The sequence below is a fragment of the Paenibacillus sp. FSL H7-0690 genome (assembly GCF_037980415.1).
In the GTDB taxonomy this organism is placed as follows: Bacteria; Bacillota; Bacilli; order Paenibacillales; family Paenibacillaceae; genus Paenibacillus_AQ; species Paenibacillus_AQ odorifer.
The window spans coordinates 2,582,464-2,601,672 of the sequence record NZ_CP150281.1 but is presented as its reverse complement, the minus strand read 5'-3'; the positions used below and the strand labels follow the sequence as shown (position 1 = coordinate 2,601,672).

The window sequence follows — 19,209 nt, the reverse complement described above, 5'->3', positions numbered from 1 at the left end:
ATCATATTTTTTCATATTATAGCTCTAACTTGGAAGGGACGGGATTATCAATGCGATTCACATTCCCTATTCTGACCTTATCTCATGGCGGAGCACAACGTATGCTAGTAGAGCTCACCAATGGGCTGACAGACTTGGGTCATCAGGTCAATCTCCTTTTGCCTGTGGATGGCGCTATTTCTTATGATGTGCGCGCAAACGTAATCCGCTCCTCACATATGAATATTCACGAGCATGACTTTCCTCCCGGAGACGTCATTGTTTCTAATTATTATACAACTGTCCCCATCGCCCAAGCAGCAAGCCAACAAGGAAAAGGGGTTCATGTACGTTTATCTTTATGTTATGAGCCACCTTTTTTACCGGATAACGGACGCTCCTTCCCCTCCTATCACATCACTGAGCATCTAATCGTTTTATCACGTTGGCAGCAGGAGCTGATCCGTTTAAATCATGGTATCACCGGCAGTATCGTGCCCATTGGCATTAGCTCCTCTTTTAAAAATATGAATATCCGTCACAGTCTTCAAGAGCCTTTAAACATAACAGCTATATTAAGAAAAACAGAACGCGGTTTCTCCTGGCACCGTGAGCAAGATTATCTTATAGAACAGCTGGATTACGTAAAAAGCCAATATCCCGATGTAAATATTAACTTCATCAGTCCGCCTGACGAGTTCAACACCTCAGAAATTCTCCAAAGAATGAAAGCTACTGGCAAATATCGGTTCTTTACGCCAGCAAATGATGAGGAGCTCTGCTATCACTATAACGGTGCGGATATTTTTGTTAGCTCAAGTATTTTTGATACAGGCTCTTTACCGGGACTTGAGGCCATGCGTTGTGGAGCAGCGTTAGTCTGTGTATATTCAGGCGGGAATATGGAATACGCCCATCACAAGAAAAACTGTTTGCTCTCTTATCGATATGAGAACCGGCTCGGTGAAGATGTCATCCGCTTAATACGTGATCCCAACTTAAGAACTAAATTAGCGGAGCAGGGGGAAAGATATTCGCGCAAATGGACTTGGGAAAATAGTGTCAGATTATTTGAACAAGCGATCACAGATTTATTATAAAAATATAAAAAAGCAAGTCTCCGATGGCCGAGATTTGCTTTTTTATTGATCCAAAAGAATCATTGACTAGAGAAATAATACAAGATATTATGTAAGCGTTATCAATTGCAAAATAATGAAACACTTTAGGGAAATCTAAACTAAAAGGAGAAGGAATATGGCGAAAAAAGGTAGGCAAGGTTATCGGTTGTTATTGTTGTCTTTTTTAATGCTTTTTACAACTGTTTTCTCAGCAGGATCGCAAGCTTATGCAGCAACCTGGAATCTGACTGGAGATACCAACGTACACGACCCTTCATATATCAAAGAGGGAAACACACATTGGGTATTCAGCACGGGATCAGGTCTCCAAGTGATGTTTTCAAACGATGGAACGAACTATATTCGCTCCCTTCCGATTTATAACTCGAAACCCTCCTGGTGGAGCTCTTACGTTCCCAATCAAGAAGGGCTAGATGTATGGGCTCCAGAAATTTTCTACTATAACGGTACCTATTACCTCTATTATTCTATCTCCACATTCGGCTCAAGAGTGTCTGCTATTGGTTTAGTAACTACTAAATCGATCTCCGGGGGAAAATGGACGGACCAAGGTGTCGTTATCTCATCAAATGACGCCTCCAATTATAACGCCATTGATCCTAACATTACGGCAGATGCTAACGGAAACCTATGGATGACCTTCGGTTCCTGGAGCAACGGGATTTACATTACCTCCATCAACAAAACAACCATGAAGCCAACGGGCAACTCGTATCGCATTGCCACTAAATCCGGGGGGATTGAAGGCTCCAGCATGGTTTACAATCCAAATACTGGATATTATTATCTATTCGTATCCATTGGCCAATGCTGCTCAGGCGTAAACAGCACCTATAAAATTGCAGTGGGACGCTCAACCAGCGTACTGGGGCCTTTCTATGCAAAGGACGGTACCGATATGAAAAATGGCGGGGCTACGGTCATCGATAGCGGCAACAGTTTTTGGGCGGGTCCTGGTGGACAAGATATATACGGAACCAACGTTATCGTCCGCCATGCTTACAGTGTCGCTGAGAATGGCGCACCCAAATTGTTAATCAGTGATCTCGAATGGGATTCTGCTGGCTGGCCTTACTATAATTAACGTCTAATCGAGGAGTTGCCCCTAAGCCCTATTCTGTGATTTATGGGGCAGCTTCTTTTTACTGCTAAACCTTCTACTCTCTCTTTCGATAAATACCTGGCGAGACACCATAACGCTCCCGAAACACCCTGTGAAAATAGGTATAACTTCCAAACCCCGTCTCCTCTGCTATACGCTCTAAGGTGTAATTGGTATTGTCCATTAATCTCAGTGCCATCGCAAGCCGGATTTGCCCCGCATATTGCATAATAGAATAACCGAATTGGATTTTGAATACATGCACGGCCCTTGTCACACTAATTCCAGCATGAGCGGCTACGTCCTTTAGTCTGATCTCTGAAGTAGCATGCTCCTCCACATAACTCTTCATCTTAAGTCCGTGTAGAAGTGAAGCCGAAGATGATGCAGGTGCCTCTTCCATAGCCCGATCTAACAGCAAACATAAAGCTTTAAATAGCGCTTCTAGTATTTCAGGGCTACCCCCGTCTAGTCTTCTATTCTCCAGATCAAGCTGTTGCCATATACTTTGCAGCTTACCATCATCCGCAATTCTTACCTTTTTGGGTCGCTCACGCAGGTTCCACCAGTGGTCCACCCATTCCCCTGTACACATTACAAAATAGTCCACACTATGTCCCAGAGGACTTTTCTTTTCACCGATTCTCAGATCATATATATCATAGGGCTTAAATAATAGTAGATCCCCAGGTACTACGGTAGTCATTTCTCCATCAATGAGGACTTCACATTCCCCTTCGGCTTGCAGCCTGATGATATAGGTATCCAACCCACTGCGATATAGTTGCCGAAAAGGCTGAGTATGGCGGATAAATCCACACAAACTAATTTGAACGCTGTTTGTTTCCATCGCATTTGCTCCTCTTTCTATAGTAATCAATGACCAGATTGTTGAGGTTCTTAGCCATATAGTTTCTTCAAAGTGCAGTGAATCTCCTTCTATAATAAAGACAGAATTCATATGTAGGAGGTTATCAACCATTATGAGTAAAACTATTCGCGTCATTCAAACCGCTAAAGAAACCACGGATCGTTTAACAGAAAAGGACCCTCTGATTTTCCTTCCCGATACGTCAGGAGTCGAATCAGAGCTAATCAATATCTATGATGATCTGGAGTATCAAGAAATTGAAGGCTTTGGTGGAGCCCTTACGGAGTCCTCTGCCGTTACTATCGCTAAACTTAGTGAAGCTAAACAAAAAGAAATCATTGACGCTTATTTTCATCCTGAGCACGGCATCGGATACACCCTTTGCCGCTCACACATCCAAAGCTGCGACTTCTCACTGGGCAACTATGCTTATGTAGAGGAAGGCGATGCGGAGCTACGTTCATTCGATATTTCCAGAGATCACGAATCAATTATCCCCCTCATAAAAAATGCTGCCGCAGCAGTAGGTGAAGATTTTCGTCTGTTCTCTTCCCCATGGAGTCCTCCAGCGTTCATGAAGACAAACGGGCAAATGAACGGAGGCGGAGCTCTTAAGCCTGAATATCGTGAGGTTTGGGCTAACATGTTCGTTAAATATATTGAGGCGTACGCTGCAGAAGGGATTGATATCTGGGCTGTCAGTGTTCAGAATGAAGCCAAAGCTGTACAAAGATGGGATTCCTGCCTGTATACCGCTGAAGAAGAAAAGGATTTTGTGCGTGACTACTTGGGACCTGCTCTGGAACAAGCGGGCTTGGGCCATGTAAAAGTTATGATCTGGGATCATAACAAAGAACGGGTATATGACCGTGCTAAGGTTGCTTTTGAAGATCAAGCAGCGTCCAAATACATATGGGGAATCTGCTTCCATTGGTATTCCGGTGATCACTTCGAAGCCCTCTCTGCTGTACATGATCGTTTCCCAGATAAAAAGCTGTTCTTCAGCGAAGGCTGCCAAGAAGGTGGCGTTCATCTCGGCTCATGGAACACCGGTGAACGTTACGGACATGATATCATTGGCAATCTGAACAACTGGATGTCGAGCTGGACAGACTGGAACATTGTCTTGGATGAGCAAGGTGGACCTAATCATGTAGGAAATTACTGTGACGCTCCAATTATCGGAGATACCAAAAACGATGAAATTACTTTTGAGAGCTCTTTCTATTACATCGGGCACTTCAGTAAATATATTCGTCCGGGTGCTAAACGCATTGGTTTCTCCAAATATACAGATAAGCTTGAAACAACAGCTTTCCGCAACCCTGATGGCACTATTGCTGTTATCGTTATGAACCGCACAGAGCAAGAGCTTCCATTCACCCTGCGCTTCCATGACGAACTGGCTGAGAACATGATTCCGGCTCATGCCATTCAAACCCTGCTAATTAAGTAGCAGCGGTTCATTCCTAATAAAAAAGAGGTTCTCTTTATGCCAGCGCACAGAGAGAACCTCCTTTTTTATTAAATTAAATGAAATAGTGCTTAAAGTCTTGCCGACAGTATTTCGCATAACGCTCCATACAGTGTATGTTCAAGATCCAACGAGGCAAGAGAAGCCAGGGCTGCCATCGGCGTTACTGCTGCTTTGACTACATGGTAAATTTGTTCTTTCAATTGGAAAAGAATTTGCGCACGGTTCAGAAGGCTGAACACCTCATCATCTACCGAATTCACCGCAATCCGGGCATCTGTGAACGTTACCTCCAATGAATGCTCTACCGCTTGATCCGAAATCATGATCGTAAGCGTATGTGTAGCCTCATCATAGTCCATGTTTGCTTCGATTTCTGTGCCGCCAGCGAATACCTGTACCTTCGTATCAGCAAAACCGACAAAGGACAGCTTCCACGATCTCCGCTCAGGCACAACCTTTGTATTTCCCTTAGCAGAGAGGATCTTGAAGCTCGCTCTATCCCCCATTTCCAGGATCATTTCTGTATCACACCATTGATCGTCCTGATCCTCCGCAGTATCGCCCTCATCCTCCCAGAGATGAAAATGACCCCTTCCTCCCGCAAATACACGGACCTCCATATGCCTCGGATTATCCACTGAAGAGGTAAATTGCGTCAGATCTGCCATGGGCACAATAGCACCCGCTTTAGCTAATACAGGGATATTCTCAAGATTACGATAAAGAGAAAGCTTTCTGCCACCGTCGTACACTCTTCCGTTAAAAAAATCTATCCAAATCCCTTCAGGTAACCAAGCCTTAAATTCGGCAACGCCTACCTTTGGGTTGACCGGCTGTGTAATCGGACAGGCAATAAGTTCCGTTCCGAAATAATATTCATTGGGCACTTCATAGGCTTCATTCGACAACGCATGATGATAATACATCGGTCGGATTAGCGGAAGACTATCGCGGCTGGCATAGCGATTCATCGTGTACAGATAGGGAAGTAAACTATGCCGCAAACGCAGGCAATCCTTCATCACATCTTCCGCAATCTTATTGAATCGCCATGGCTCCTTGCTGTTAAAGGCACTAGCAGAACTATGTAACCGCAGAATAGGCGAAAACACACCGAATTGCACCCAGCGCATTGCCAACTCATCGTCTAAATAACCATTCATATGGCCCCCGATATCATGGCTCCACCAACCATATCCCACGTTAGCGGCGTTGGCTGTGAAGTATGGCTGGAAATCCAGCGACTCCCAAGTAACAATGGTATCTCCAGAGAAGCCCACAGGATAACGATGGCTGCCAAGACCTGCATAACGGGAAAAAGTAATCTGCCGGTTGCCTCGCCGGCCGCTATCCAGATAGTGATAATGGTTCAGCATCCAAAGCGGATCTAGTCCCGGTACTTTAGTCACTCCACCCTGCTGCCAATCAATCCACCAGAAGTCCACACCTTCATTCTCTAGCGGATGATGCAGATACTTAAAGTATGCTCGCAAAAAATTCGGATCCGTGATATCAAATTCCACAGCATCCCCTTTTTCCGGGTCCATACCCATCTCCGCAGCAATGGCAAGATAAGGATCTTCAAACGCCCGTACACCGTCTGCTGGATGTACGTTGAGCGTTACTCGAAGTCCTTTTTCATGCAGCCATGCCAAAAATCTTTGAGGCTCCGGAAACAGTTCCCGGTTCCAGGTATAACCCGTCCAACCACTGCCGTACTGCGGATCAATATCGACGAGATGCCAATCCATATCTATAACAGCGACGGAAAACGGAATTCGTTCGAGCTCAAACCGCTCCATTAACGCTTTGTATTCTTCTTCTGAATATCGGTAATAACGGCTCCACCAGTTGCCAAGGGCATAACGTGGCAATAGGGGCGTACGACCGCAAAGGTGATAGAAATCCTTCAAGCAGTGCAAATAATCATGACCGTATCCAAAAAAATAAACATCGAGGCCAGCCAACGCCCGTAGCTCGACCCGTCCATCCTCTTCCAGTACTAGGGAGGTGCTATCATCAATTAACGTATACCCCGCACGCGAAAGTAGTCCGTGCTCCAGCGGAATGGCACCATCTGCATTATCCAGGGTACGTGCAGTCCCTCCCAAATCTTGGACTGTATCTCCATAATTCCAGACACTCATTAGGTGACCCGCTTCGTTTCTCACCCGAACACTGAGACCATGCCGGGAGAAAGGCTGCTTGTCATAAGTTAAATGCAGGCGCTCCGTAATCAACTCAAGTTTATTCCCCAGATCCATTACGCGGAACTCTGGAACCGGGAAATTGCGATTCACAACGGTCTGCGACGCCCGATCTTCGAAAAAACCTTCCTCACTATATTCCATCCGGATAAGCTCCGGAGTTAAGACAGTGAACCGATAGCACTCCCCCTGAATAATCGCGTCAGCATTACTGCCTGGTTCAGAATGCAGCTTTAATTGGGCTGCCAAAGGGGTTGGCTCTTTCATTATATTTCCCATCAAGTAAAAACCTCATTTCTTGTTATTCAACGCCCATATAACGGCTGAAAGCATCTGTCCGAATTTTCACCATCTTTTCGAGGCCCATCCCCCGTAGCTGCTTCACATAGTCATCCCACTGCTCGTCAATATCACCTGAGATTATAAATTGAGCACGCATTGTATTGACGTAACTATCAATATCGGTGGTCAAGGTCGGTAGCTCCTGAAACTCTTCTGCAGTGTACATTACGTTGGGGAAAGGTGGTGTTGTGTAGTCACTTCCCAGCTTATCGAGTTGTAGCTTCAGTCCATCTCCGGTTTTAGGATTTAGAAAAATGGTCTTTTCAAAAGCTGGGCTTACATATTTCGGCCCAAAATCCCGGAGTGACTGTTCCCAATACCAAGCATCCGCACTGGTGCCGGTTGGAGGGTCCATCAATGTATACGTACCGTTGTCATTTTTCTTAATCACCGTTCCAATGGCACCCCAGAAATTCTGAATGCTGGCTTCATTGGTATAGAACTGATCCGCCCAGCGTGCAGCAATTTCTGGATACTTGCAGGATGTAGTGATCAACAGCTCATTGCGTTCCAGATTCATCCCATACGGGTTCCCAACGGTGTAGCGCTTCCCGTCTGGTCCAGCAATTGGCGGAATGGTCACATATTGATCGCTCCATTTGCCAAATACGGCGTCTGGGGTCCACTGATAAGAGAAGCCTACGATTGGGGCATCCGGATTTAGAAACTTTGCCGATCTCATCGTTTCGTCTTGAGTGAATGCTTCTTTATCAAGTAATCCGTCTTTAAATAATTTGCTCTCCCATTTGAGAGCCTCTTTATAATCCTCTGAAACAGGGTAATATACTGCTTTTCCGTCTTTGACCACCATAAAGTTATTATTTAAATCCGCGATCCCAAAGGGACTGATCAAATCATTCCCTATCTCGATAAACGGAATTTCATCCTGTTTTCCGTTTCCATTCGGATCTTGTTCTTTGAAGGCTTTTAGCACGCTATAAAGATCATCAATCGTATCCGGTACCTTCAAACCCAATTTGTCCAGCCAGGTTTTATTAATCACAGGCTGACGTGAGCTTTTAGGACGTGAGGGTAATCTTGCAGGCAGCGAGTAGATTTTCCCGTCAGGAAAGGTGCTGATTTTTTTCATTTCCGGTGTTTCTTCCAAAGCTGCTTTAAGATTAGGCATGTTGTGCTCAATATAATCATCTAACGGCCGAAATAAGCTTAAATTATTGACGATATCCGCATCTCCAAAGGTCTGACTCCCTAAAATGATATCTGGAAGTGTGCCGCTGGCCAGCATAATAGACTTCCGTTCACTCCAATCATTGGAGGACATCACCTGCCACTCGATTTTGACATTCGTGTTCTTCTCCAAATCCTTGAGCCATTGATTCTCGGTAAAAGAATCTCCCATGCTTACCCACCGGACAGTGAGTACTTTCAGCGTCACAGGCTTATCCACTATCGGCAATCCTTCTTTGTTAAATCCGCCCGGCTCAGGTTCAACAGAATTAACCCCATTGCTCCCTTTACAGGCAGTAAGGCTAGCAAGCAACGTTGTCACTAAAAGAATGACGGTGATTGTTCTATATATCCTGTTTTTTTGTTGCTTTTTCATAACGTTCTTGCTCCTTACGAATGAATGTTAGTAGAATAGCCGAATGTACTATTCCTTCACTGCGCCGATCATTACCCCTTGGTTAAAGTATTTTTGTACAAAGGGGTACACACACATAATCGGAACCGTTGCCACGATAATAACAGAATACCGCATCATATTGGCGAGTCGTAGTGCGATTTGCGCAGCTTCCCCGGTTCCCATCCCCGATTGCATCTGATTGGTGATCAGAATATTTCGCAGAATCAGCTGCAAGGGATACATATTAGGATTTTTCAAATAGATCAAGGCATTAAAATATGAATTCCAGTAACCAACGGCGATCCATAGACCCAGCACGGCAATAATCGCCTTCGATAGTGGCAAAACGATCTGTACAAAATATCGAAGATTTCCACAACCATCGATCTGTGCAGCTTCCCATAAATCTCCCGGAATACTCGACTGAAAAAAGGTGCGGGCAACGATAATGTTAAACACCCCAACGGAGAAAGGCAGTACCATCACCAGAAATGTGTCGTACAGATGGAAATCACGGATCGTTAGAAAAGTCGGAATTAACCCCCCATTAAAAAACATCGTAAAGATGAAAAACAGGGAAAGATATTTTCGCCCCACAAGATCCTTTCTGGACAACGCATAGGCCGCAGAAATATTTACAATTAAACCGATTGCCGTCCCTACCACCGTATACATGATGGTATTCCAGTAACCGATCCAAATATTTTCATGACGCAGCAGCTCTTTGTAACCATCGAAGGTGAACCCTTTAGGAAATAACCAAACCTGCCCCCCCGCCACCGCGGAAGGGTCACTGAACGAAGCAATGACGATAAAATATAGCGGATAAATTAAGATAACTAGAAAAATTGCTGATATAACATACATCACTATTTCCATTATAGTATCCGAAGAACGATTCTTCTTTATTTTCCCCACATTCCCTTTAGTAACTGTCTCTAAACCTCCCATTTCAATGCTCCTCCCTTCTACCACAAGCTATTTTCGCTTAGTTTTTTAGAAATCTGATTGACCATGATCAATAAAATAAAATTAATAACGGTGTTAAACAGGTTGATCGCCGAGGAAAAGCTGTATTGACTGCTGAGCAAGCCAATTTTGTAGACATAAGTAGAAAGAATTTCGCTTGAAGTGATGTTCAAGTCATTTTGCATTAAGTACACTTTTTCAAACCCAACCCCAAGCAATCCACCGACCCGCAAAATAAGCAAGGTTATCGCTGTTGGCATCAGCATCGGAATATCGATATAACGAATTTTATGCATCCGGCTTGCTCCGTCTACGGTTGCCGCCTCGTACAAGCTAGGATCAACTGCGGAGAGCGCAGCGATAAAGATAATGCTGTCCCAGCCGACATGCTGCCACACATCTGACCAAACATACACACTGCTGAATAATCCAGCGGAGCCAATCAGATCAGGAGTCTCTTTTCCAAAAAGACTATATATATTGCCCAGCAGTCCGGTGCTAGGTGAGAACAAAATCATCATTAAACCCACCATTACTACCGTGGAGATAAAGTGCGGCATATAGGACACCGTCTGGAAAAAACGTCTGAACCGGTTTGGTCTCATCTGGTTAACCATCAGCGCCAGTATAATTGGAATCGGAAAGGTAATCAGACTGTACACACTGATGATCAATGTGTTTTTAATCGTTGATGAAAATTGATAGGAATGAAAAAATTTCTCGAAGTACTTGAATCCAGCCCAAGGGCTGCCTCCAATTCCCAACGCCGGGCTATAATCCTTGAAAGCAATCAGCACCCCGTACATTGGCTTGTACGCGAATAATAACGTCAGAACTACAGCAGGAAAAAGCAATAGATAGAGACCCCAATTTTGTTTGATTTGTCCGAATTTCCGCCCGAAATGAAGTGGACTAGATTTCATGACATCCCCTCCTTATTTAAAATAGAGAATGCTACCCCACAGCTATCCTGCAGGGCAGCACCTTTTTCGAAAGACGAATAGGTTATTTCACGTTCATATAACGGCTGTAAGCATCCGTGCGAATCTTAACTAACTTTTCAAGTCCCATTTTATTAAGCTTACTCACATAATCATCCCAGCCCTCGTCAATTCCGCCTTTGCTAATAAATTGCGCCCGCATAGTATTCACATAGCTGTCGATATCCGTAGTCAAGGTTGGCAGCTCCTCGAACTCCTCAGAAGTGTACATTACGTTAGGGAAAGGTGTGGTTACATATTCACTGCCCAGCTTATCCAGCTGCAGCTTCAGTCCATCTCCACTTTCAGGGTTCAGGACAATTTTCGATTCAAAGGATGGGCTCACATATTTCGGTCCAAAATCACGTAGCGATTGATCCCAATACCAAGCATCTGCGCTGGTTCCAGCTGGTGGATCCATCAACGTATAAGTGCTATCATCGTTTTTCTTAATAACCGTTCCAATCGCACCCCAGAAATTCTGAATGCTCGCTTCGTCAGTATAGAACTGATCTGCCCAACGTGCAGCAACCTCAGGATATTTGCAGGATGTGGTGATCAGCAGCTCATTACGGTTAAGATTCATCCCAATCGGATTCCCGATCGTATAACGTTTACCATCTGGTCCGGCAATCGGTGGAATCGTCACATATTGATCGCTCCATTTTCCAAACACGGCGTCTGGAGTCCACTGGTACGTAAAGCCTACAATTGGAGCATCCGGATTCTGGAACTTAGCCGATCTCATTGTATCGTCCTGAGTGAATACCTCTTTATCTAGCAAGCCTTCCGCATACAATTTATTTTCCCATTTGAGACCTTCTTTGAACTCCTCCGAAACAGGGAAATATATCGCTTTTCCGTCCTTGATAATCATATTATTGTTATTCAAATCGGCAATTCCGAAAGGACTAATCAAGTCATTACCAATTTCAATAAAAGGAATCTCATCTTGTTTTCCATTCCCATTCGGATCTTGTTCTTTAAAAGCTTTGAGCACGTTATAAAGCTCATCAATCGTTTCAGGCACCTTCAAGCCCAATTTGTCCAGCCAGGTCTTGTTAATCACAGGCTGACGTGAGCTTTTTGGACGTGCAGGAAGTCTTGTTGGCAGGGAGTAGATTTTCCCGTCAGGAAATGTGCTGATTTTTTTCATTTCTGGGGTTTCTTCCATAGCTGCTTTGAGATTAGGCATATTTTGCTCAATATAATCATCAAGCGGCCGGAAAAAGCTCAGATTATTTACGATATCGGCATCCCCAAAGGTTTGATCTCCCAAAACGATATCCGGAAGCGTGCCACTTGCCAGCATAATGGACTTCTGCTCACCCCAGTCATTGGAGGACATTACTTGCCAATCGATTTTGACATTCGTATTTTTCTCCAGATCCTTCAGCCATTGGTTTTGCGTAAAGGTGTCCCCCATACTCCCCCAACGGACAGTCAGCACTTTAAGTGTCACAGGCTCATTCACAATCGGCAGACCTTCTTTGTTATAGCTGCTCGTTTCATTTGTCGCTGCATTATTCCCGTTGTTACCGCCGCAGCCAGCAATTCCAACTACCATCGCAGCCGCCAGCAGACCCACAGTCCATTTCTTTGCAGTTTTTTTCTTACTGTGTTGACTCATCTCTTAATCCCCCATTTCAATTTATCAAAATGCATCTGAATAGCTTTATAATAACTTCTTATTTTTTCGTATTCCGGACACATTAAGACGGTTATCCAGACCTTTGAATTCGCTTACAAAAAATACAAAAGCTAAATGCTCTACTTGGGGAGATTTAATAACAGTATCCCGACTTCTGTATGTGCTATCCGGACTTTGAGGGAAATCACTAGCGAGTTCTTATGTTTTTTTCACGCAGAGGTTTTATAATGACTTTATGATCAAAAAAACAGCGAAACATAAAACCTACCCCATTCGCCATTATATAAAAGTCATGATGTTGGTTTCATTCACAGTCCTTATTCTGGATTTAGGAATCAGCATCGCTTCCATTTCCATCGTTAAGCAGCAGTCCACTCGAAATTTGCAGGATACTGCGGCGCTTTACATCAATCGTATTAATCATGATTTTGCCTACATTAATCACTATATGGGCTGGACGCTTGGGAACGATGAGAGCTTACTAACGATGAATACTTACGGGGTCAACAGTATCGAGTTCTTAAAAGCAAATGATAATCTGTTCAAACGCTTTACCGAGCTGCAAAAAAACTACGGGCATGAGTATAACTTCTTCTACTATTTGAAAAATGAGACCTATTTTTTGAATTGTGCACCGATCAGCGTAACCTATACGGATTACAGGGAGCTGAAAAAGAAGATTATTTCTTATATTGATGATAAGGAGATGTATGAGAAGTTTTATTCCAAATGGACGCCTATTCTTGTGAACAACCATTATTATGTAATTAATATCGTGCCCTATTACAATCGTTATTTAATTGGACTGATCTCCGCAGATAATCTGATCCGGCCGCTACGCCAAATTAATCTTGGCGCCAATGGTTATGTTTCTCTAGTAGATGAGAATGAACAGCCTTTAACCAGTCCGATCTCCAATAGCGGAACGTTAATAACGGAAAATGAAGGATTCGCTAATCTTTTGCAATCGCGTACAACCATCAACAGCGCATTCTCAGACACCACCTTCAGCACCAAAATGGTCATTAAATATGGCATATTCGAAAAAATCATGATTGCCCAGCTGCTTATTATGTTATTGTTCTTCATTGTGACCTCCACGTTATGCATTGTTCTGCTCTTTTTCAAAAAAAGAGTGTTAGGTCCGATTCAAAGCTTCTCCGATAACCTTGCTTTCATTAATGAGTCTGGGCAACCCGCAGATTTCAAAAGCAGTGAGATTATAGAGCTGGAACAAGCAAACACTCAGTTTAAAGGCTTGGTTGAACAAATCAAAACCTTTAAAATCGCTATGTACGAGCAGGAACTGGAGAAACAAAGAATACAGCTGGACTATATGAAGCTACAGATTAAACCACACTTTTTCTTAAACTGTCTGACTAGCATCTATAGCATGGCGCAAATTCATATGTATAAAGAAATTGAAAATATGACGTTGTCTACCTCTAAATATTTCCGTTACATTTTTCAGAATGGCGAGAATTTTGTCCGGTTGGAGGATGAAATCGAGCATGTCCGAACCTACTTGGAGATTCAAAAGCAACGTTATCAGGACGCATTTATTTATTACATCGAACAAGAGGATCAGGCAGGCAGTGTGGAAATTCCACCGTTAGTGCTGCAAACCTTTATCGAAAATTCAATTAAATATGCGATTTCACGCGAACATGAAGCCGAGATCAGACTTACAGTACAACGATTACAGATGGAACAGGAAGAAGAAATGCTCGTTATCCAGCTCACCGACACCGGTCCCGGTTTTCCACCTCAGGTGTTAGAGAAACTTAATCTTGGAGAGCCCTTGGATCAAAGTAAAGGTACGCAAATCGGCATTATGAATACGCTTAAAAGACTAGAGTACCTATATTTAAAAAGAGCAACCGTCACCTTCTCCAATTTGGAGGGCGGCGGCGCTAGTGTAATCTTATATCTTCCGAAGCTTCCTAATAAATCTAAATGAATGGAGAGCAAACTATGAATGTACTGCTTGTTGATGATGACTTTTATGTTATTGCCGCATTGCAAAAGAAAATAGATTGGGAATCACTCCACATTGATACTGTTTATACGGCTAATAATGTCGCTCAAGCACGTGAAATAATAGAAAAGCATTCTGTTCAAATTCTGATTTCAGATATTGAAATGCCGCAGGGCAGCGGACTGGAATTACTGGCATGGATTCGCGAGGGAAATTATAGTATTCAGACAATTCTTCTTACCAATTATGCAGATTTCAACTATGCGCAGAAAGCAATCGAATTGCAGAGCTTTGAATATTTCCTCAAGCCCATTGAATTTGACAAGCTGATGTTGATCATCCAAAAGGCGGTCACCCAAGCAAAAGAGCAGCAAAAAAACGAAAAAGCCATTCAGGGCGGTTACTTTTGGCAAAAAAATCAGGCGAAGATTCTTGAACATTTTTGGCGGAAGCTAGTTAGTGGCAGTACATCATTTCCGATTAAGTTGGCAGACATCACACATGCCATTGAAGAACAAAACCTCTCCTATCAAATGAGCGATACTCTACAGCCTTTGATATTTAACTTATTCCCTTACAATGGCAGCATGGGAAAAGAAGAAAAGGATCTGTTTGATTTTGCCCTGCTAAATGTATTGTACGAATTGTTTCAGCACCCTTGTTTTACCATCGAAAGCATTCTGGAATATAGAGATTATAACTGGATCGCCATTTTAAAATGGAACCAGGCACCAGACACGCAACGGCTTGAAGCATTATGTTCTTCTTTTATTCAAAAGGCGAATCCTTATTTAAAATGTGATGTCTGCTGCAATATTGGCTTATACGATAAACTGAGTAATGTAGGGAATGTTCTAAAACAATCCCTGACTATGGATGAGGAAATTACGAGATGCAGAAATCAGACCTTTTTGGTGGAGGCTTATCTGCAGCAAAATAAACCGGGCTATGCACCACCGGATCTTGCCTATTTGGAAGAGCTGCTGAACCAGAATAAATTCACTGCTTTTCTTGTAGAAGTTACACAATATTTAAAGGTCATGCTTAACAATAGAACACTTGAGACCTCTGTCCTTAGCTTGTTCCGTTTAGATGTAGTTCAGCTAGTCTATTCATTTCTCAACCTGAAAGGGATACGATCGCACAAATTATACTCTGGCAAAACTAATGATAAATTATCTATGCACTCTTTGGATTCAATCGAGGATATGGAAGAATATCTTAAATACCTTGTCACTACAGCCATGAAATATCGTGACTTTGCTGCCCAGCCTAAGTCCGTCGCAGAAGAAATCAAACAATACATTCATTCACATTACGGCGATGACCTGACCCGAAATGATTTGGCTGAAATTGTTTATCTCAATCCTGATTACCTGGCAAGGATATTCAAACGAGAAACTGGGGTTTCATTAGGAAGCTACGTCATCCACGTCCGAATCGCGGCTGCGAAACATCTATTAGAAACCACAAATATGTCTGTATATACCGTCGCGAACAAAGTCGGCTATAGCAACTACTCCTATTTCTCCAAGCTTTTCAAACAAGAAGTAGGTCTCCCTCCAAACGATTATAAAAAGGAACAACAATACAATCCAGCTTACTAAAAGAGGGTAACCCAGCATCTATTTCATGGATGCTGGGTTACCCTCTTTGGAATATCTTCTGAATATTAATTACTGTCTACCTTTACTCCTACGCTGCTGATAATGATCCACCTACGAGCTTACTCTTGCGCCCAGTAATCATACGCCACGCCTGTACTCCTACACTGCCGGAGTCATTTACGCCGAGCTTACTCTTACACACAGTAATCATCCGCAATGCCTTTACTCCTTCGCTACCGGGAATCTTACACCCCTGACCTTACTCTTACATCCAGTAACCATTCGCCCCAGGTGCTTTCGGACCCAGATGACGCTATTTGCCCATTTGTCGCCTTTTGAGCACAGTTTCGGACTCCAGTGCAGCTATTCCTGAGATATTGCTCCAAACCGAGTGTGTTTCTGGTCAATAGCGACTATGCGGTCCGTTAGAATTCCAAATTTGGCATAAAGCAATGTTTAAGGTCCGCTGAGTCCGATAGCTACTTCCTACGCGGAAATCTGGAGCTAATTAGCGAAGCTTGCCGGGGATCAAGGGAAAAGACCAAGACCCCACCAGTAACTATCCGCCTCACTCTTGCAAACAGTAATCATCCACCGCACCTTTACTCCTACGCTACCGGGAATCTTACACCTCATACCTTACTCTTACACCCAGTAATCATCCGCCACGCCTTTTCTCCTACACTACCGGAGTCATTTACGCCGAGCTTACTCTTACAACCAGTAACCACCCGGCCCACTCTCGCCTCAGGTGCTTCCGGACCCAGATGACGCTATTTGCCCATTTATCGCCTTTTGAGCACAGTTTCGGACTCCAGTGCAGCTATTCCTGAGATATTGCTCCAAACCGAGTGTGTTTCTGGTCAATAGCGACTATGCGGTCCGTTAGAATTCCAAATGTGCCATATAGCAGCGTTTAAGGTCAGCTGGGTCCGATAGCTACTTCCTACGCGGAAATCTGGAGCTAATTAGCGAAGCTTGCCGGGGATCATAGAAAATCCCAAGACCACCAGTAACTATCCGCCCCACTCTCGCCCCTGCTTCCGGACCCAGATGACGCTATTTGCCCATTTATCGCCTTTTGAGCACAGTTTCGGACTCCAGTGCAACTATTCCTGAGATATTGCTCCAAATCGAGTGTGTTTCAGGTCAATAGCGACTATGCGGTCCGTTAGAATTCCAAATGTGCCATATAGCAGCGTTTAAGGTCAGCTGGGTCCGATAGCTACTTCGTACGCGGAAATCTGGAGCCAATCAGCGAAGCTTGACGGGGATCAAGGGAAACGACCAAGACCCCACCAGTAACTATGCGCTTCACTCTTACACACAGTAATCATCCGCCACGCCTATACTCCTACGCTACCGGGAATCTTACACCTCATACCTTACTCTTACACCCGGTAATCATCCGCCACGCCTTTTCTCCTACACTACCGGAGTCATTTCCCCGAGCTTACTCTTACAACCAGTAACCACCCGCCCCACTCTCGCCCCAGGTGCTTTCGGACCCAGATGACGCTATTTGCCCATTTATCGCCTTTTGAGCACAGTTTCGGACTCCAGTGCAGCTATTCCTGAGATATTGCTCCAAATCGAGTGTGTTTCAGGTCAATAGCGACTATGCGGTCCGTTAGAATTCCAAATGTGCCATATAGCAGCGTTTAAGGTCCGCTGAGTCCGATAGCTACTTCGTACGCGGAAATCTGGAGCCAATCAGCGAAGATTGCCGGGGATCAAGAGGACAGCGCAACTCCGCCAGTTACTATCCGCTTCACCCTCTCCCCTCTGATGCTTTCGGACCCAGATGACGCTATTTGCTCATTTATCGCCTTTTGAGCACAGTTTCGGACTCCAGTGCAGCTATTCCTGAGATATTGCTCCAAACCGAGTGTGTTTCTGGTCAATAGCGACTATGCGGTCCGTTAGAATTCCAAATGTGCCATAAAGCAACGTTTAAGGTCAACTGAGTCCGATAGCTACTTCCTACGCGGAAATCTGGAGCTAATTAGCGAAGCTTGCCGGGGATCACGGGAAGGTTCCCCACTGCCAGTAATCTTGCAAGCTCCAAAAAACGCATTAATGCCCCAGCAGTTATAATCAGAACGGCTGGGGCATCTCTTTTACTAAATTAAGCCTGAAGCGCTACATATTTATCGCCAAGCAGATTTTTAAAATAGGTGCGATTGTATAACATACTAGGATGGGATGGATAAAAACTCAACGCCGTTTCATTGTGATGATTCGCCTTCTCGTGTTGGCCGAGACGATCATAACAAAGTGCCAATTGAAGATGCGGCAGCCAGGTATAAAAGATCCCATTCTTCATCCCCATCGAATCGTTATCCCGCGGTAGCTGAATCGCTAGCTCATACCAGTATGCGGCTGGATGCAACTGGCCTTTTTCCAGCAGAAGTGCCCCCAGTCGGCAACAGAACTCTGACCGTGGTTTATCATACTGCAAGGTTTTACATAACGCTTCAAATGCACCGTCTTTATCCCCCAACCGTTCCCGGCATTCGGCAAGCTTTAGGCAAGCCTGGAAATTATCTTCAATCCAGCCCTGCCCACCCGCTAAGAAAATCTCATAGTATTTGCAAGCCTCTTCATTTATAGCATGATCCCTTAATTCATTCGCATAATAATACTGGTCTCTCGGCGAAAATACTTCACCCTGTGCAACTCGTTTTTGATAAATCCGCAAATTACGATCTGTGTATTCCTTATCTTTCTCATGTGTGATGCAGACATCACTACTAAAAGAAGGACCACTTACCTCTAAATACTCATGAACAGGCCCAATCCATTGAAAGTTGCAGCTGCGCCGAACCAGCCTGTTGCGGCGTAAACTAGCTGTGACATTTCCCGCTTCGTCAAAAGCCAGATTATATTGCATGTTCACACTGTGAATATGTCCTGGCAGGATTTCTTTTAGTTTTTTAAAAAGAATCTGATCCTCTTCCTTTATATAATCATCCGCATCAAGCCACAAAATGTACTCCTGAGTAGCTTTGCTAAAGGCAAAATTACGTGCGGCACTAAAATTATCAATCCATTCAAAATCATAAATTACAGCTCCGAAGGACAACGCAATCTCTTTCGTTTTATCCGTCGAGCCTGTATCCACGATAACAATTTCATCTACGAGACTTGTAATGGTAGACAAACATCTGTGTAAGCTTTTTTCTTCATTTCGTACTATCATACATAAACTAATCGTAACCATACTCGCCCTCCTACACGCTTTGTTTGAAATTCTTTCTATATTGATATGCAGGGTTTAAGAAACGGACTCCCTCTCTATCCCGCCCGATCATGAAGA

Annotated in this window: 13 protein-coding genes; 5 read left to right on the top strand and 8 right to left on the bottom strand. The window is 43.9% G+C overall.

Annotated elements, in window-relative coordinates:
• Positions 1 to 50: 50 nt before the first annotated feature.
• Both MHI32_RS11220 and MHI32_RS11215 read left to right on the top strand, forming a co-directional pair.
• Entirely contained in the window at positions 51 to 1,079 is a 1,029-nt protein-coding gene (locus MHI32_RS11220) for a glycosyltransferase family 4 protein (RefSeq protein ID WP_076280331.1), read from the top strand.
• Positions 1,080 to 1,236: 157 nt separating this feature from the next.
• The gene (locus MHI32_RS11215; RefSeq protein WP_076130361.1) at positions 1,237 to 2,205 is read left to right on the top strand and encodes a glycoside hydrolase family 43 protein; all 969 of its coding nucleotides are present in this window, start codon (positions 1,237 to 1,239) and stop codon (positions 2,203 to 2,205) included.
• Positions 2,206 to 2,278: 73 nt separating this feature from the next.
• Here MHI32_RS11215 and MHI32_RS11210 read toward each other — a convergent pair whose 3' ends face one another.
• Entirely contained in the window at positions 2,279 to 3,073 is a 795-nt protein-coding gene (locus MHI32_RS11210; protein ID WP_076130362.1) for an AraC family transcriptional regulator, read from the bottom strand.
• Between the two features lie 133 nt (positions 3,074 to 3,206).
• On the opposite strand from MHI32_RS11210, the gene MHI32_RS11205 reads away from it, so the two are divergent.
• Positions 3,207 to 4,550, top strand: a complete 1,344-nt coding sequence (locus tag MHI32_RS11205; RefSeq protein WP_340012355.1) for a glycoside hydrolase family 30 protein — start codon at positions 3,207 to 3,209, stop codon at positions 4,548 to 4,550.
• 89 nt (positions 4,551 to 4,639) lie between these two features.
• Here MHI32_RS11205 and MHI32_RS11200 read toward each other — a convergent pair whose 3' ends face one another.
• From MHI32_RS11200 to MHI32_RS11180, 5 genes are all read right to left on the bottom strand, one after another.
• Positions 4,640 to 7,057, bottom strand: coding sequence for a TIM-barrel domain-containing protein (locus MHI32_RS11200; protein ID WP_339190561.1), 2,418 nt, complete (start codon positions 7,055 to 7,057; stop codon positions 4,640 to 4,642).
• A 22-nt stretch (positions 7,058 to 7,079) separates the two neighbouring features.
• Positions 7,080 to 8,684: an extracellular solute-binding protein gene (locus MHI32_RS11195; protein WP_340012354.1), complete on the bottom strand. Its 1,605-nt coding sequence runs from the start codon at positions 8,682 to 8,684 to the stop codon at positions 7,080 to 7,082.
• Between the two features lie 48 nt (positions 8,685 to 8,732).
• Positions 8,733 to 9,656, bottom strand: coding sequence for a carbohydrate ABC transporter permease (locus MHI32_RS11190; protein ID WP_076130365.1), 924 nt, complete (start codon positions 9,654 to 9,656; stop codon positions 8,733 to 8,735).
• 17 nt (positions 9,657 to 9,673) lie between these two features.
• Entirely contained in the window at positions 9,674 to 10,597 is a 924-nt protein-coding gene (locus MHI32_RS11185; protein ID WP_340012351.1) for an ABC transporter permease subunit, read from the bottom strand.
• Between the two features lie 82 nt (positions 10,598 to 10,679).
• A complete protein-coding gene (locus MHI32_RS11180) occupies positions 10,680 to 12,284 on the bottom strand; it encodes an extracellular solute-binding protein (RefSeq protein WP_076309906.1) in 1,605 nt (534 codons plus the stop codon).
• Between the two features lie 256 nt (positions 12,285 to 12,540).
• Between MHI32_RS11180 and MHI32_RS11175 the strand changes: the two genes are divergently transcribed.
• Together MHI32_RS11175 and MHI32_RS11170 are read left to right on the top strand one after the other, a co-directional pair.
• A complete protein-coding gene (locus MHI32_RS11175) occupies positions 12,541 to 14,265 on the top strand; it encodes a sensor histidine kinase (RefSeq protein ID WP_076130368.1) in 1,725 nt (574 codons plus the stop codon).
• A 14-nt stretch (positions 14,266 to 14,279) separates the two neighbouring features.
• Positions 14,280 to 15,890, top strand: a complete 1,611-nt coding sequence (locus tag MHI32_RS11170) for a helix-turn-helix domain-containing protein (RefSeq protein WP_076305632.1) — start codon at positions 14,280 to 14,282, stop codon at positions 15,888 to 15,890.
• A gap of 88 nt (positions 15,891 to 15,978) precedes the next feature.
• On the opposite strand, the gene MHI32_RS11165 is transcribed toward MHI32_RS11170, so the two are convergent.
• A complete protein-coding gene (locus tag MHI32_RS11165; protein WP_256715861.1) occupies positions 15,979 to 16,107 on the bottom strand; it encodes a hypothetical protein in 129 nt (42 codons plus the stop codon).
• Positions 16,108 to 18,018: 1,911 nt separating this feature from the next.
• Entirely contained in the window at positions 18,019 to 19,113 is a 1,095-nt protein-coding gene (locus MHI32_RS11160; RefSeq protein ID WP_076280902.1) for a glycosyltransferase family 2 protein, read from the bottom strand.
• Positions 19,114 to 19,209 lie beyond the last annotated feature (96 nt).

What these genes read in the sequence shown, in the direction of transcription:
- MHI32_RS11220 (WP_076280331.1), top strand. Translation starts at nt 51, where the DNA reads ATGCGATTCACATTCCCTATTCTGACCTTATCTCATGGCGGAGCACAA.
- MHI32_RS11215 (WP_076130361.1), top strand. Translation starts at nt 1,237, where the DNA reads ATGGCGAAAAAAGGTAGGCAAGGTTATCGGTTGTTATTGTTGTCTTTT.
- MHI32_RS11210 (WP_076130362.1), bottom strand. Translation starts at nt 3,073, where the DNA reads ATGGAAACAAACAGCGTTCAAATTAGTTTGTGTGGATTTATCCGCCAT.
- MHI32_RS11205 (WP_340012355.1), top strand. Translation starts at nt 3,207, where the DNA reads ATGAGTAAAACTATTCGCGTCATTCAAACCGCTAAAGAAACCACGGAT.
- MHI32_RS11200 (WP_339190561.1), bottom strand. Translation starts at nt 7,057, where the DNA reads ATGGGAAATATAATGAAAGAGCCAACCCCTTTGGCAGCCCAATTAAAG.
- MHI32_RS11195 (WP_340012354.1), bottom strand. Translation starts at nt 8,684, where the DNA reads ATGAAAAAGCAACAAAAAAACAGGATATATAGAACAATCACCGTCATT.
- MHI32_RS11190 (WP_076130365.1), bottom strand. Translation starts at nt 9,656, where the DNA reads ATGGGAGGTTTAGAGACAGTTACTAAAGGGAATGTGGGGAAAATAAAG.
- MHI32_RS11185 (WP_340012351.1), bottom strand. Translation starts at nt 10,597, where the DNA reads ATGAAATCTAGTCCACTTCATTTCGGGCGGAAATTCGGACAAATCAAA.
- MHI32_RS11180 (WP_076309906.1), bottom strand. Translation starts at nt 12,284, where the DNA reads ATGAGTCAACACAGTAAGAAAAAAACTGCAAAGAAATGGACTGTGGGT.
- MHI32_RS11175 (WP_076130368.1), top strand. Translation starts at nt 12,541, where the DNA reads ATGATCAAAAAAACAGCGAAACATAAAACCTACCCCATTCGCCATTAT.
- MHI32_RS11170 (WP_076305632.1), top strand. Translation starts at nt 14,280, where the DNA reads ATGAATGTACTGCTTGTTGATGATGACTTTTATGTTATTGCCGCATTG.
- MHI32_RS11160 (WP_076280902.1), bottom strand. Translation starts at nt 19,113, where the DNA reads ATGGTTACGATTAGTTTATGTATGATAGTACGAAATGAAGAAAAAAGC.